Source organism: Clostridium chromiireducens (genome assembly GCF_002029255.1).
Classification (GTDB): domain Bacteria; phylum Bacillota; class Clostridia; order Clostridiales; family Clostridiaceae; genus Clostridium; species Clostridium chromiireducens.
On record NZ_MZGT01000024.1, the window covers coordinates 1 to 15,378 of the forward strand.

General features: G+C 28.2%; 16 protein-coding genes and 1 other annotated feature (1 of these 17 only partly in view). Of the genes, 14 read left to right on the forward strand and 2 right to left on the reverse strand.

All coding sequences use genetic code 11. The features are described from left to right. Window positions 1-254: 254 nt before the first annotated feature. Window positions 255-734, forward strand: coding sequence for a rubrerythrin family protein (locus tag CLCHR_RS10135; protein ID WP_079439598.1), 480 nt, complete (start codon window positions 255-257; stop codon window positions 732-734). A gap of 143 nt (window positions 735-877) precedes the next feature. On the opposite strand, the gene CLCHR_RS25650 is transcribed toward CLCHR_RS10135, so the two are convergent. Beyond that, a complete protein-coding gene (locus CLCHR_RS25650) occupies window positions 878-976 on the reverse strand; it encodes a Spo0E family sporulation regulatory protein-aspartic acid phosphatase (RefSeq protein WP_079439666.1) in 99 nt (32 codons plus the stop codon). 113 nt (window positions 977-1,089) lie between these two features. On the opposite strand from CLCHR_RS25650, the gene mntA reads away from it, so the two are divergent. From mntA to CLCHR_RS10195, 11 genes are all read left to right on the forward strand, one after another. Beyond that, window positions 1,090-1,509 (forward strand): type VII toxin-antitoxin system MntA family adenylyltransferase antitoxin, encoded by a 420-nt coding sequence (mntA, locus tag CLCHR_RS10145; RefSeq protein ID WP_079439599.1) that lies wholly within the window; start codon window positions 1,090-1,092, stop codon window positions 1,507-1,509. Next, on the forward strand, window positions 1,506-1,937 hold the full coding sequence (locus CLCHR_RS10150) for a HepT-like ribonuclease domain-containing protein (RefSeq protein WP_079439600.1): 432 nt from the start codon (window positions 1,506-1,508) through the stop codon (window positions 1,935-1,937). The genes mntA and CLCHR_RS10150 overlap by 4 nt, the downstream gene beginning before the upstream one ends. Window positions 1,938-2,143: 206 nt before the next feature. Continuing rightward, the gene (locus CLCHR_RS10155) at window positions 2,144-2,326 is read left to right on the forward strand and encodes a DUF1858 domain-containing protein (RefSeq protein WP_079439601.1); all 183 of its coding nucleotides are present in this window, start codon (window positions 2,144-2,146) and stop codon (window positions 2,324-2,326) included. Between the two features lie 333 nt (window positions 2,327-2,659). Further along, the gene (locus CLCHR_RS10160; RefSeq protein ID WP_079439602.1) at window positions 2,660-3,331 is read left to right on the forward strand and encodes a nitrite/sulfite reductase domain-containing protein; all 672 of its coding nucleotides are present in this window, start codon (window positions 2,660-2,662) and stop codon (window positions 3,329-3,331) included. 143 nt (window positions 3,332-3,474) lie between these two features. Further along, a complete protein-coding gene (locus CLCHR_RS10165) occupies window positions 3,475-4,137 on the forward strand; it encodes an HAD family hydrolase (RefSeq protein ID WP_079439603.1) in 663 nt (220 codons plus the stop codon). Between the two features lie 260 nt (window positions 4,138-4,397). Beyond that, window positions 4,398-6,338, forward strand: a complete 1,941-nt coding sequence (locus CLCHR_RS10170) for a [FeFe] hydrogenase, group A (protein WP_079439604.1) — start codon at window positions 4,398-4,400, stop codon at window positions 6,336-6,338. A 543-nt stretch (window positions 6,339-6,881) separates the two neighbouring features. Beyond that, entirely contained in the window at window positions 6,882-7,508 is a 627-nt protein-coding gene (locus CLCHR_RS10175) for a DUF47 domain-containing protein (protein ID WP_079439605.1), read from the forward strand. Next, window positions 7,501-8,499, forward strand: a complete 999-nt coding sequence (locus CLCHR_RS10180; protein ID WP_079439606.1) for an inorganic phosphate transporter — start codon at window positions 7,501-7,503, stop codon at window positions 8,497-8,499. The genes CLCHR_RS10175 and CLCHR_RS10180 overlap by 8 nt, the downstream gene beginning before the upstream one ends. Window positions 8,500-8,762: 263 nt before the next feature. After that, window positions 8,763-9,962 carry an Mbeg1-like protein gene (locus CLCHR_RS10185; protein ID WP_079439607.1) on the forward strand — a complete coding sequence of 400 codons (1,200 nt, stop codon included), beginning with the start codon at window positions 8,763-8,765 and terminating at the stop codon, window positions 9,960-9,962. 175 nt (window positions 9,963-10,137) lie between these two features. Continuing rightward, on the forward strand, window positions 10,138-10,983 hold the full coding sequence (locus tag CLCHR_RS10190; protein ID WP_079439608.1) for a metallophosphoesterase: 846 nt from the start codon (window positions 10,138-10,140) through the stop codon (window positions 10,981-10,983). A gap of 99 nt (window positions 10,984-11,082) precedes the next feature. Then, entirely contained in the window at window positions 11,083-11,460 is a 378-nt protein-coding gene (locus tag CLCHR_RS10195) for a phage holin family protein (RefSeq protein ID WP_079439609.1), read from the forward strand. A gap of 109 nt (window positions 11,461-11,569) precedes the next feature. Here the strand turns inward: CLCHR_RS10195 and gloA2 are convergent, their stop codons facing one another. Next, a complete protein-coding gene (gloA2, locus tag CLCHR_RS10200) occupies window positions 11,570-11,950 on the reverse strand; it encodes an SMU1112c/YaeR family gloxylase I-like metalloprotein (RefSeq protein WP_079439610.1) in 381 nt (126 codons plus the stop codon). 166 nt (window positions 11,951-12,116) lie between these two features. On the opposite strand from gloA2, the gene CLCHR_RS10205 reads away from it, so the two are divergent. Both CLCHR_RS10205 and CLCHR_RS10210 read left to right on the forward strand, forming a co-directional pair. Continuing rightward, window positions 12,117-13,307 carry a MalY/PatB family protein gene (locus tag CLCHR_RS10205; RefSeq protein WP_079439611.1) on the forward strand — a complete coding sequence of 397 codons (1,191 nt, stop codon included), beginning with the start codon at window positions 12,117-12,119 and terminating at the stop codon, window positions 13,305-13,307. 478 nt (window positions 13,308-13,785) lie between these two features. Further along, entirely contained in the window at window positions 13,786-15,264 is a 1,479-nt protein-coding gene (locus CLCHR_RS10210; RefSeq protein WP_079439612.1) for an Lsa family ABC-F type ribosomal protection protein, read from the forward strand. 109 nt (window positions 15,265-15,373) lie between these two features. Then, window positions 15,374-15,378, forward strand: a binding site (T-box leader) (it continues 294 nt past the right edge of the window).

Consider the following 15,378-nt stretch of genomic DNA (forward strand, 5'->3'; position numbering starts at 1 on the left):
CTATAGAAATATCCAGAGTTAATTTTAGAAATATTCTAGAAAAAATACAAAAGTTTAAATTAAATATATAAGAAAGATTAGAGTTGTAGGTTTTATTGCATAATATATTAAAATAACCTAATTAAAAAGTTACCAAAATGCATAAAAACACTTTTTCCCATATATACAGTTATATGTAAATGTTATACAATAATATTGAGCAGAAAAGTATAGTATAATAGACATATTATGTGTTGTAGCCTGGGAGGATATAAATGAATTACATGATTTCTGACTTAATACAAAAAATAATTGATATAGAAAGAGATATATTAAAAATATATAAAGAAATACAATGTATGTTTGAGAATAAGCCTAAAGTAGTTGGAATAATTGCTAGAGCTATTGAAAAAGAAGAACAAGCGCATATTGGTTATTATGAAAGGTTGAAAGAAGAATTACAAGGCGATCTTAATGAAGTTATTGATTTTTATTTATATGATAAGGTATCAAAACTTATTTATGAATTTAGGTCACATCTTTTAGTTCCTAAAATCGATAATGTTCAAGATTTAATTGAATATATCGTTGAATTGAAAAAGAACATTATAAGTCTTCTTATTGATGTTCAAGGACGCTTATTAGAAAAGTTAGATGATATTAATAATAATATTTATAAAGTTATGTCTAGAATTATAAAAGAAGAAGAAAAACATGAGAAAATGTTTGAACAATTAGTAGTTCACAAAAAATAATTTCGATAATAGTGATTATAAATTTATTGATAATTAGATTATTAAACCTAAAGAGCTTTAAATAGTTTCATTTGCTATTTAGGCTTTTTTTATCTAATATAATTTTAAATAATTGGGAAATAATTATTTTGATACTTAAAATGTTATGTTAATTTTATATATGCATTTATAAGTTCATCTAATATCTGACTGACTTCAAGCAATTCACTACTATTTATTTTTTCTTTAGAGTTTGTTATTATTTAAAATAAGAAATAAAATAATTGTTTAAACTTAGTTTTTATTTATAGAATAGTATAAAATGATAATACTAAATAATATAAATGTTAAACATAATATATAAGTAGGTGAATATATGAAAAGTATATATCCAAAGGAGAAAATAAATTCAATTCTTGGATCTAAAGAAGTAGGTGATTTTTTTAATAAGTACAACTTAAGCAGCGTAATCACTTTTGGGAGCATAAACACTGATGATTTCAATGAAGAATCAGATGTGGATATCGCAATAATAGGGGATAATAAGATAGAACTAGGACCTATTTTAGAGCTTGAAATGTATTTAGAAAGCCTACTGAACAGGGAAATAGATGTAATAGATTTGAGAAGTGAAAACTTAGATTTGTTTCTTAAAATAGGAATTTTAAATGAGGGTAAAATAATTTATACAGATGATAATAACTGTTGTCTACAAAAATTTGAAGAAAAACTAGACAGGATATATAGAGAAAATGAAAATTTCATATATTTTAGGAAGAAGGATGTGCTATCATGAATCAAGAAAGACTTATGAAAATAATTGAAGACCTACAAGAATGTACTTCTGATATAGAAGAATGTGTGTCTATATTAAGCAATAACAAAGATAATAAAATTATGATAAAGCTTGCTAAGTCAAGTTTAAGGCAGTTATTTGTAAGTTTTCATACGATACTTGAAGAGCTGTGTTCTTTAATTTTAAAGGAAATAAAAAAATATAAAATAGGAATTTCATTATACGATAGTTTAGTGATATTAAATGATGAACATATTATAGATGGTCAATTATTTTCTTTTTTGGAGAAATCCAGATTACTTAGAAATAGAATTTCTCATAGATATAAAGAACCAACTCATGAAGAATTGTATGAACATATTGTTGAACACAAGGAAAATTTTGAGAAAATATTTACGATAGCAAAGAAATATTTAGATTATAAATAGTAAGGAAAAGGTGTCTATTAGAGGCATCTTTTTTTATAATGTTTGAAATTTTTAGAGGTTATCTAGTTAATATAAAGATAATAGCTGAAGTAATTATATAAGATAGTAACACTTGTTACATACCATGATGAAATAAAAAAGTATAATGTACTTAAGAAAGAGATTTAAAATAGTAAATATAATGAAAGATATTAGGAGGAATTATTATGATAACTAGAGATATGACATTAGCTCAAATAATACAAATGAAAGAGGATGCACCACAAATTTTAATGAGCTTTGGAATGGGATGTGTTGGATGCCCATCAGCACAAGCTGAAAGTCTTGAAGATGCGGCAATGGTTCATGGATTAAACCTTGATGAATTATTAGCAGCATTAAATAAGTAAAACATACAAAGGAACGTAACATATTTTTATAGAAAATAGCCAAATTAAAGGATACTCTTTTGATTCAATGTTAAAGAATATGACTGCAATTTTTATTCTTAACAATGATTCTAAAAAGAATATCCTTTTTTTAATAAGTAGATATAAAAATATTAATTAGTTTCATGAGTTAATATAAACCTAATTATAGGTTACATCGAGAATCACTTATTATTTATATTAAATCATGTTATAATAACTAATATTGATAAAAGAATGCAAATTAGATTGTGAAATTTGTACAGTTATATTTATAGGCATTGGAAAATAGCGTAAATAGTAGGAGGACAGAAGATGAGCTTTGGGAATTTACAGAAAATTAGAGACGGAAAAAGAACATTTGGAATTACACCTCATATTCCAGGTGGATTTATAACAACAGATATAATGCAAAAAATTGTTGATGTGGCAAAAAAATATGATGGAGTATTAAAAATTACTTCTGGACAACGTATATTAATTACTAATTTGAAGCAAGAAGATTTGCTTATCATATGGAAAGAGCTTGGTATGGAGCCAGCAGTTAGAACACAAAATTCAGTTAAGAATGTTGAAATGTGTCCCGCTGGATATTGTAAAAGATCAAAATTTAATACAATTGGTACTGGAATGAAGCTTTCTAAAAAATACCAATGGATGGAGGTGCCATGCAGAACTAAAATAGGAGTAGCAGGTTGTAGAAATGCATGTGGTAGTGTTTATAGTAAAGATGTTGGAGTTATAGCTGATAAGACTGGATTTATAGTAACTGCTGGCGGATCTGGTGGATATAATCCAAGGATGTCAGATATTATAGCAGTAGATATAAATGAAAAACAAACTCTGAATTTAGTAGATAGTATTTTTGATTATTATAAAGGAAATGCGGAAGATGGAGAAAAACTTGGATTTTTCATCGATAGAATTGGACTAGAAAAATTTAAACATGAAGTTTTAAAAGGGATAGAAGATTCAGCAAAAGAATAGAATGTTTAACTAGCGAAATAAGTTAGAAGATATTTTTTTATATCAACTAACTTATTTTCTATTATGTTATATAGTAATAATACTTATTGGCTCAGAAAAAAATACAGTTAGAGAGGGGCTGAGCCTGAATTAAGGAGAGAAAAATGAAGAAAATTGATGCAGTATTGTTTGATATGGATGGAGTTATATTTGATACAGAGAATGTATATTTAGATATTTGGACAAAGGTATTTGAGAAATATGGATATACAATGACTTTAGATGTCTACATTTCAGTTATGGGGACAGGTCGTGAAAATGTAATAAAAACATTTCTGGAAATATACGGCGAAGACCTACCTATAGGAGAGATGTATATAGAAAAAGATAAAAAGTTAGAAAAAGTTATAAAAAATGGATTAGTACCAACAAAACAAGGAGCAAAAGAAATTTTAAACTACTTTAAACAAAAGAATTATAAAATTGCACTTGCAACCGCTGCAAAAAGAGATAGAGTAGCAAGGCAATTAAAAATGGCGGATATGATAGATATTTTTGATGATATAGTCTGTGGAGATGATATAAAATTTGGCAAACCAAATCCGGAAATATTCTTGAAAGCAGCTCAAAAGCTTAGTGTAGATCCAGGAAAGTGTCTTGTTATAGAAGATTCACCAGCAGGTATAAAAGCAGCATTTAATGCGAAAATGACAGGTATTCATGTAGAGGATTTAAAGAAAGCGGATGAGGAAATACTAAATTACTGCTATAAGAGCTTCAAAAATTTATTAGAGATTCAAGAATATTTTAATAATTTAGAAATTTAACTATTTAAAATATATATAGGATTTTTTTTTTATTCTTTGCCAAAACTTATAATTATCATATTAGTGATTAAATATTGCAATAAATGATAAAATATAAAATATAACTTTACAATTATAGTGGCAGAAAATATAATTAATATTGCTATAGGATACACGATTTAAAAATCTATATAAAATCACTTTTTCAATATTTAATAATATATATAGATGTATAAAGCAAAATTTTGAAAATAACGTAAGAAAATTAAGGAGTGAATATTATGGGAGATAAGAAAACATCTTTTATACAAAGTGCACTAGGTTCTGTTTTTTCTGTTTTTAGCCCAGAAGAACTAAAAGAATTATCAGATGGTAGAAAGATAGCTATCTGCGGAAAAGTTAATAAACCTGGAATAATTGAAGTTCCAGAGGGAGCTACACTTAATGATATAATAGAGCAATGTGGAGGCCTTATTAATAAGAGTAATTTTAAGGCGGCTCAAATTGGGTTACCTTTCGGTGGATTTTTAACAGAAGATAGCTTAGATAAAGAATTTGATTTTGGATTATTTTATGAAAATATTGCTAGAACAATAATTATATTATCACAAGAAGATTGTATAATCCAGTTTGAAAAATTCTATATTGAGTACTTATTAGCCAAAATCAAGGATGGTTCTTATAAGAATTATGAAATAGTTAAAGATGATATAACAGAAATGTTTAATATTTTAAATAGAATAAGCAAAGGCGTATCAAATATGCGTGAGATTTATATCTTAAGAAATCTTGCGGTAACTGTAAAAAGTAAAATGCATCAAAAACACAATATAATGGAAGAGATAATTGAAAAGTTTTACCACGAAATAGAAGAACATATTGAAGAAAAGAAATGTTATACTTCACAATGTAATCATCTTATCAAGTTAACGATTACAAAAAAATGTATTGGATGTGGGGCTTGTAAAAGAGCATGTCCTGTAGATTGTATAGATGGGGAATTAAAGAAGCAACATAATATAGATTACAACAGATGTACTCATTGTGGAGCGTGTGTATCGGCATGTCCAGTTGATGCTATTACAGCTGGTGATAATACTATGTTATTCCTTAGAGATTTAGCTACACCAAATAAAATAGTTATTACTCAAATGGCACCAGCAGTTAGAGTTGCAATAGGTGAAGCATTTGGGTTTGAACCAGGAGAAAATGTAGAGAAAAAGATAGCTGCAGGTCTTAGAAAACTAGGTGTAGATTATGTATTTGACACTAGCTGGGGCGCAGATTTAACTATAATGGAAGAAGCAGCGGAACTTCAAGAAAGACTTGAAAAACATTTAGCTGGAGATGAAAATGTAAAACTTCCAATTCTTACATCATGTTGTCCTTCATGGATAAAATTTATAGAACAGAATTATGGAGATATGCTAGATGTACCATCTTCTGCAAAGTCACCAATGGAGATGTTTGCTATAGTAGCTAAAGAAATATGGGCAAAGGAAAAAGGACTTTCACGTGATGAGGTAACATCTGTTGCAATAATGCCTTGTATAGCAAAGAAATATGAAGCATCAAGATCAGAATTTTCAGTTGATATGAATTATGACGTTGATTATGTTATTACAACCAGAGAACTTATTAAAATCTTTGAAAATTCGGCAATAGATTTGAAGAATATTGAAGATGAAGAAATAGATACAGTCATGGGTGAATATACAGGTGCTGGTATCATTTTTGGAAGAACTGGTGGAGTAATTGAAGCGGCTACAAGAACGGCACTAGAAAAAATGACTGGTAAAAGATTTGACAATATAGAATTCGAAGGACTTAGAGGATGGGATGGTTTCAGAGTTTGCGAGCTTGAAGCAGGAGATATAAAGCTTAGAATCGGGGTTGCACATGGTCTTAGAGAAGCTGCTAAAATGCTTGATAAAATAAGATCAGGTGAAGAATTCTTCCATGCAATAGAAATTATGGCCTGTGTAGGTGGATGCGTAGGTGGAGGCGGTCAACCTAAAATAAAGGGAAATAAACAAGCAGCATTACAAAAAAGAGCAGAAGGGCTAAATGATATAGATAGATCTAAGACTCTTAGAAGATCTAATGAAAATCCAGAGGTGCTTGCTATTTATGATAAATATTTAAATCATCCATTAAGTCATAAAGCTCATGAATTACTTCATACAACTTATTTTCCAAGAATTAAGAAAAATAATGAATAAAGGACATAAGTAAAGAAGTGAACTCCCTGGATGCAAATTCAGGGGGTTTTTGTTGAAAAATTATAAGATATTTATGTGATTAATAGTTATATAAATAAAATGTAAAGTATAAATTTAATATTTTATTAAATTATATATTTTAAATATTATAATGATGGATAAAGTTTTATTAAATTAGTTAATAATATGTTATACTTATGTTAATAATTGTTAATACTAAGCTTATTAAAAGGCTATATCAAATTGCATTAGAAAATGACTTTATCTATTTGATTACTATTAATCTTTATTTTAAATGGCGTTTAATACTGGAGGCATAACATAGGTATTATATCCAATAATATTTACCATTTTACCTAATTATATAACCAATATTTTCAACTAAATAAAGTTGGTGTCATGATAAAAACGTTTTAATATTAAATTTAGGTTAAGTTTTATTAAAAATAGTTTAAATTTATTTTAAAATAGAATATACTGGTACAGGATTGTAATTTTCAATAAATATGTCGAATTTTATATTTTACAGGGAGATGTGATAGTATGTTTAATTTAAATCCAAAAGAAGATAAGTTCTATAAAATGTTTATAGAAGCAGCTCAAAACGTTGATGAGGCTGCATCGGTTTTAAGAAAAAGTTTAGATTCATTATCTACTAATATTGATCTTAATGTAAGTAAGATTGAAGAATTAGAACATAATGGAGACAGATTAGTAAATACTATGGTTAAAGAGCTAAATGATTCATTTATTACTCCATTTGATAGAGAAGATATGTATTTATTAAGTAAAAGATTGGATGATATATTAGATTTAATTAATTCAACAATACATAGATTTGTAATGTTTAATGTTACAGAAAGTACAGATGCATCTAAATATCTTGCAGATATGATAATTAAATGTACAAAGCTAATTGTAGAACTAATTAGTGAGCTTCACTTAATAGGAGGTAAAAATTCTATAAGTGAAAAAATTATTACAATAAATCAAATAGAAAGTGAAGTGGATCGTTTATTTAGAACAACAGTGGGTGATTTATTTAGAAATGAAAAAGATCCAATTGAAATTATAAAATGGAAAGAAATATATCAAATACTAGAAAACACCATTGATAAATGTGAGAAAATAGCAAATATTATAGAGGGAGTTGTCATTAAAAATGCTTAGCACTATGACCATAACAGTATTAATAGTAATAATGGTACTGGCATTTGATTTTATAAATGGATTTCATGATACAGCTGTAGCAGTTGCTACATCTATTACAACAAGAGCACTTACTCCAAAAGCTGCTATAATACTATGTGCTATATTTAATTTTATGGGTGCATTTAGTGGAACAGCAGTTGCTAAAACTGTAGGTGCAAATATTGTAGATCAATCAAATATTAAGCAATGGGTTATACTTGGGATGTTAATATCAGCAATTATATGGAACTTAATCACATGGTATTTTGGTATACCAAGTAGTTCTTCTCATGCATTAATAGGAGCACTTGTTGGTGGAGGAATTGCCTATACTGGAAGTTTTAACGTGGTAAATTGGTATAATCTTTTTAATAGTGTAATTATGTGGATATTTATTGCTCCAGTTATAGGTTTTGCTGCCGGATATATATTAATGATAGCTTTGAACTGGATTTTAAAACCATTTAAAATCCAATTTATAAATAAATTGTTTTTAAAACTTCAAGTTGTTGCTGGTGCATTTATGGCATTTGAGCATGGTGGAAATGATGCTCAAAAGTCCATGGGAATGATAACAATGGCATTATTAAGTGGAGGATTTATAAGTTCATTTAATGTTCCAACTTGGGTTATAATAGCATGCGCTTTAGCTATGGCGTTAGGGACAGCTGCAGGAGGAAAAAAAATTATCAAAACTATGGGAAGTGGAATGGCGAAATTAACACCAGTAAATGGGTTTACAGCCCAAACAGGTGGTGCGGCAGTAATATTCTTAGCAACTTTATTCCATGCTCCAGTAAGCACAACCCACATAATATCAACAACAGTTATGGGAGTGGGTGCATCTAAGAGAATTAAGTCAGTTAAATGGGGAGTTGCTCAAAATATAGTTTGGGCTTGGATTTTAACAATACCAATAACAGCAGTTCTTTCGGCGATAATCATATATATAATGAAAATATTTATGTAATTAAATACTTATTTTAGTTATTATATAATCAAAAGATAAAACCTGTAGACAATAAATTGTCTACAGGTTTTATCTTTTGATTATTTTTACACCATGTAATCAGAGTATAATCAAAAACATATTTATGAGGTTGACAATTAGTCATATAAAATAACTAATTGTCTATGTGATTTCCGTATGAAAATTATTTGATTTAGGGACTTTTTACAATGTACGTGAATAACTTATAAAATGAGTTACCGCATTAATTTAGTGGAGGAAGCATGTATAATTCATATTTTGAAGAGTTAATACTTCTAGATATTTTAATTAACTTAGAATGGAATGCTTATGAGGATGAAAAACTTATTGATATAGTTAAAGATTTAATAAGGAATGGAAATTATAATTATTTGATGGATGAAATTGGAGAGTGTACAATTAAAATGCTTAAAAGTGACTGGTTATTTGTACTAGAAAAGATTTTAAGTAATCAAAGGTTAATTGATTTAAGAATAAAAAATGTTGATGAATACTATAAAAATGGAATGAAGTATGTTTGTTTAGTGGATCAAGAAAATAATGCCATAGTAGTATTTAGGGGCACAGCTACAACAGAAGAATGGGAAGATAATGGTCAAGGTGCTTATGAATATGAGACTAAAGAGCAGATTGATGCCCTTAATTTTATAAATGGTCTTAATTACGAAAAAATTACTGTTACAGGTCATTCGAAAGGCGGGAATAAAGCTCAATACACAGCGGTATTATCTCCTAAAGTAACCAAATGTATTTCAATAAATGGACAAGGATTTTCAAATGAGTTTATAAATAAATATTCGTTTGATATTTCGAGAAATGAAGAGAAAATAATTTCTATAAATGCTAAATATGATTATGTCAGTTGTTTATTTAATAATATTTCGAATGAATGTCATTATTTAAAAACACTAATACAAACAAATCCTTTTGATTACCATAAGGCTCATATATTACTTGACCCAACTGGAGGATTAAGACCTGAAACTGATGAAGCAATAATATCAAATATAATAAATAAATTTTCCACATATATAATTTCAGATTTACCCAAAGATGTAAGCAAACTTGTTGTTGATAGAGTTATAGATATAGTAGAAATGGTTTTGTGCCGGGATGAGAATGGTGGTAATATATTTCAGGAAATGGGTAAGTATTTGCTGATGGAGTGTTATGAGAGTTCTGTAGAGTATAAAGAAATATTCAGTATTAGTTTTGTTATAGCTGAAGTACTAATTTTACCATTGCTATTTTGGAGCGATTTAATATTAGCTGAGGAAACTAAATCAAAAGATGTTATCAAAGATATTATCAATAAAATAATTGCTATTGGAGAAAGTAAAATAATAAAATTAAAATTAATTGATAAGACTCAAATTAATTTAATTGATAAACTTTCAAAAGCGATTCATGAGTTAACAGAGAGGCTTGAAAAGGAAATATAATAATTTATAAAGACCTAACAAAATTGTTAGGTTATTTTTATGTCCGTTTTTGTGAAGAATATTATATATATACTTTTCTATAAAAAGTATGTGTATAATAAAGTAAAGTATAAGATTATAGAATTTTATATCAGATTGTAATATATAAAATATACATAAATAGTGAGGAAATTTTATGATTAAACATTTATCGATATTGTTGGGTTTTTCTTTATTATCATCGGCAGTATACTTAGATAATAAGCTTTTAAAGGTAACAAAATATAATATTAGGAGTGAAAAGATTCCAAAGGAATTCAATGAATTCAAGATAATTCATTTGTCGGATTTTCACAATTATGTTTTCAATAAAGAAAATACAATGGTAATTAAAAAAATTAGTATTGAAAATCCAGATATTATTGTGATGACTGGAGATATGGTTAATAAATATGATACGAAATTTAACCAATTTTTAGAATTAGTTAGAAAGCTTAGTCAAAGGTATAAAATTTATTATATCATAGGAAATCATGAAAAAAAATTAAAAAAAGATGATTTGGATTTAATAATAAATGAATTAAATCTATCTAATGTCAATGTTATCAACAATAATAGTAAAGTAATTATATCAAGAAGGAACAAAGTAATAAATATTTATGGATTAGATATACCACTTGAATTTTATAAAGTTAGAAATAGACCTACTAATATAACAACAGTTGTTGATGCAGTACTGAACAGGTGTAATATGGATGAATATAACATTTTATTAACACATAATCCATTATTTTTCGAGACATATTCTAAACATAATGTTGATCTAATATTAGCAGGCCACGTTCATGGTGGAATGATAAGGATACCTTTTATTGGCGGTGTACTTTCGCCGGAAAGGAAGTTTTTCCCGAAATACAGTGGTGGTCTTTATGAAATAAATAAGAAAAAGCTCATTGTAAGCAAAGGGATTGGACATAGTAAACCTGGAGTAAGAGTGTGCAATATGCCGGAAATAGTAAGCATAACTTTACTGAATTCATAATTATTTAACCGTTTCTTATAAAAAAGTTATATATTTTTTGAGAATGGGAACAATAACTATACACCCATAAAAAATTGATTTTTAAGGAGGTAGTTATTTATGGCAAATGATAATGAACATTCAAAAAGAGAGTCATCTGGAAGTACAAGTATCTTAGGCTGGATAGGAAGATTGGTATTAACAATAGTTATTTTAGGAATAACATCATTCTTTACACCAGGTTTTAGTATTAATGGAATATGGTCATATATATTAGCTGCAATCGTAATTAGTGTATTAGATTATATAGTAGAACGATTTATGGGAGCAAGTGCATCACCCTTTGGTAGAGGCATAAAGGGATTTTTAATAGCAGCTATAATATTATATTTAACTCAATTTTTCGTTCCAGCTATGAGCGTATCAATATTAGGTGCAATATTAGCAGCTTTAGCAATTGGTATATTAGATGCAATATTACCAGGTAAAGTAATGTAATAAATAAATTATAGGGATGGCTGAGTAAGCATCCCTATAATTTTTTGCGTTGAAATAACATTTTAAATTCAATAATACTAGAACTTATAATAATATAGGTATTAATAAATTACTCGTGAAGTTCTAATGGTAAACCATCTGGATCACTGAAGAAAGTAAATTTTCTGCCAGTGTATTCATCAATTCTAATAGGTTCGGTAGGAATGCCATTAGCATTTAATTCAGCTATAGCATCTTCAATATTATCTATGTGAAAAGCCAAATGTCTTAGGCCACAAGCTTCAGGATAAGATGGTCTTTTAGGAGCCTTAGGCATAGAAAAAAGCTCTATTTCACTATGACCTAATTTTAAATCTAGTTTATAGGAATCTCTCTCTTCCCTATAATTTTCACGTATAACTTCTAGACCAAGAATGTTTACATAAAAGTTTTTTGAAACTTCATAATTTGATGCAATAATAGCAATGTGGTGCATGGAATCTAAGTTCATAATATTTCTCCTTTTTAACATAGTATAAAAGTTCATGATTTCAATTAAAAAATCTATCATTAGATATTATATATCATTTTAAGAAGATTTTTTATAAAAAACTCAATATGAATTGTTGATAATTATTTATTAAGAAAGTAATATAATATGCAAGGAGGGAATATTAATGAAATATGATTTTGAAACTTTAGTTTCTAGAAAAAACGTGGGTTCGAGTAAGTGGAACTTGATGGAAAAATATAATGTTGATACTAGTAAGAATATAATACCATTTTCTGTAGCAGATATGGAGTTTAAAAATCCGCCAGAAATAATAGAAGGATTAAAAAGATACATGGATTCTAGTGTTTTCGGATACACCGAAGCTACGGAAGATTATTACGATGCAGTTTCTAGTTGGATGGAAAGAAGACACCATTGGAAAATTAAAAAGGAATGGATTACTGAATTTTCAGGAGTAGTTCCTGCCTTATATACAATAGTTAGGGCGCTGACGAAGGAGGAAGATGGTGTACTTGTAATGACCCCGGTGTATTATCCTTTTTATAAATCAATTTCAGCTAACAATAGAAGAATAGTAAAAAGCGAATTAATTCTTTGTGAGGATCATTATGAAATTAATTTTAAGGATCTCGAAGAAAAGGCAAAATTAGAAAGTACAAAATTGATGATTTTATGTAATCCTCACAATCCTGTTGGTAGAGTTTGGAGAGGAGAAGAACTAATTAAAATAGGAAAAATATGTTTAGATAATAATGTGCTTATTGTGTCAGATGAGATTCACTTTGATTTAATAATGCCTGAATATAGACATACAGTTTTTGCCAATATTTCAGAAGAATTTGAACAGAATTCAGTTATTTGCACTGCACCAAGTAAAACTTTTAATTTAGCAGGCCTTCAAACTTCAAATATAATTATTCCTAACAAGAAAATAAGAGATAGGATCTTAAGTGAGCGTAGAGCAGTCATTGGAAATTCAGGCTTAAATATTTTTGGATATAAGGCATGTGAAATAGCCTATAACCAATGTGAAGAATGGCTAAATGAATTAATACAGGTATTAAATACAAATAAAGCATTAGTGGAAAACTTTATGAAGCTGAATATCCCAGAAGTTAAAGTAATAAATTTAGAGGGAACATATCTTCAATGGATAGATTTTAGGGTTTTAGAGAAAGACCATAAGGCATTAGAAAAGTTTATGACAGCAGAGGCTATGTTGTTTTTAGATGAAGGTTATATATTTGGTGATGAAGGAAGAGGTTTTGAGAGAATTAATTTAGCGTGCCCGACCAAAATACTTCAAGGAGCTTTATATAGGTTGCTTGAGGCAGTGAAAAAATGCTATAGATAAACTAGGTAGGTTAAAATTAGATAATTCAATCAGTATTGATTTTTTTGATGCCTAGTGATACAATATAATAAATTTGAAATTTGAGGTGAAATGATGATTAGATTTTCTTGCTAGTTTTTAAAGTGCAATATAACAAAAAGATAAATGGATGTGTTCTGTTTATTTTGTGTGTACTTATGCAAGAAAGTTATTATTTTTTCTCTTAATGTATATCTTATGTTATACTATGATGATTAGTTTAACTATGTATATTTATGAGCTGTAAGAATGATAATATCTTACGGCTTTTATTTTTTTACAAATAAGGGAAATAGGGAGGATTGTTATATAATGGAAAATACAGATACGTCGCTAGCGCATGATAAGCTCCATATAGAGCCGGAAACTTCAGGTGACCTTTATATGGAGTAAGATAAGTCACCTATTGTTCCGACTTTGTTACCTTAAATATTAATTAATTACAAAGGAGGACAAAAATATGTCTTTAATAAATGTTACAAACCTGACCTTCTCCTATGAAGGCAGTTACGATACTATTTTTGAAAATGTTAGTTTTCAAATCGATACAGATTGGAAATTGGGATTTACCGGAAGAAATGGACGAGGAAAAACTACATTTCTTAACCTTTTACTTGGAAAGTATGAATATAGGGGAAATATTTCAGCTAATGTAACTTTTGAATATTTTCCTTATGAGGTACAGGAACAAGAAAATCTCACTATAGATATAATAAAAGAAATCAGTCCAAATTCAATGGATTGGGAAATAATTAAGGAATTATCCTTATTGGATGTAGACGATGATGTTCTATATAGACAATTTTATACACTATCAAAAGGAGAGCAGACTAAAGCTATGCTTGCTGCTATGTTTTTGAAGGAGAATTCATTCCTACTTATTGATGAACCCACAAATCATTTGGATGCTGATGCTAGAAAAAAACTTAGTAATTATTTGAGAAAAAAGAAAGGTTTTATTCTGATTTCCCATGATAGATATTTTTTGGACAATTGCATTGATCATGTTCTTTCTATAAATAAGACAAATATAGAAATACAAAAAGGTAATTTTTCAAGTTGGTGGGAAAATAAAAAAAGGCAGGATGGATATGAGCTAGCAGAAAATGAAAAACTTAAAAGAGATATTAATCGTTTATCGGAGTCTGCCAAGAGAACAAACAGTTGGTCAAATGAAGTGGAAAAATCAAAAAAAGGAACAACAAATTCAGGCTCTAAGATTGATAAAGGTTATGTTGGTCACAAGGCTGCTAAAATGATGAAACGTTCCAAGTCAATCGAAAACAGGCAGCAAGCTTCTATTGAAGAGAAGTCTAAGCTTCTTAAAAATATTGAAAGCTCCGACAGCCTAAAAATTTCCCAACTTGCTTATCATAAAAATAAACTTGCGGAACTAGAAAATATTTCAATTTATTATGGTAATATCCTTGTTTGCAAAGATGTTAGTTTTAATATTGAGCAAGGGGATAGGATTTCAATTAAAGGTAAAAATGGTTCAGGCAAGTCAAGTATTATCAAGCTTATTTGTGGTGAAGATATAAAATATACAGGTACTTTCAGAAAAGGAAGTGAGCTTAAAATATCGTATGTATCGCAAGATACATCGCATCTTAAAGGCAACTTAACTGATTACGCTTTTGAAAACAATATTGATGAAAGTCTTTTTAAAGCAATTTTAAGGAAACTTGATTTTACAAGAATTCAATTTGAAAAAGATATGTCATCTTTTAGTGGGGGTCAAAAGAAGAAAGTGTTAATCGCAAAAAGTCTTTGTGAGAAAGTTCATTTGCATATTTGGGATGAACCGCTTAATTTTATTGATATTATCTCTCGTATGCAGATAGAACAGTTACTGCTTGAATATTCACCGACATTATTATTTGTGGAGCATGACAGCGAATTTTGCAAAAATGTTGCAACAAAGTCCTTTGAGTTTTAGCTGGTCTGTTTACGGATAAAATAGTAAATAAATTATATAATAGAATTTATCTAAAAACTATTATTGACAAAATTTATACAATAATATATCATGATAAGTAAATTAATATATAAA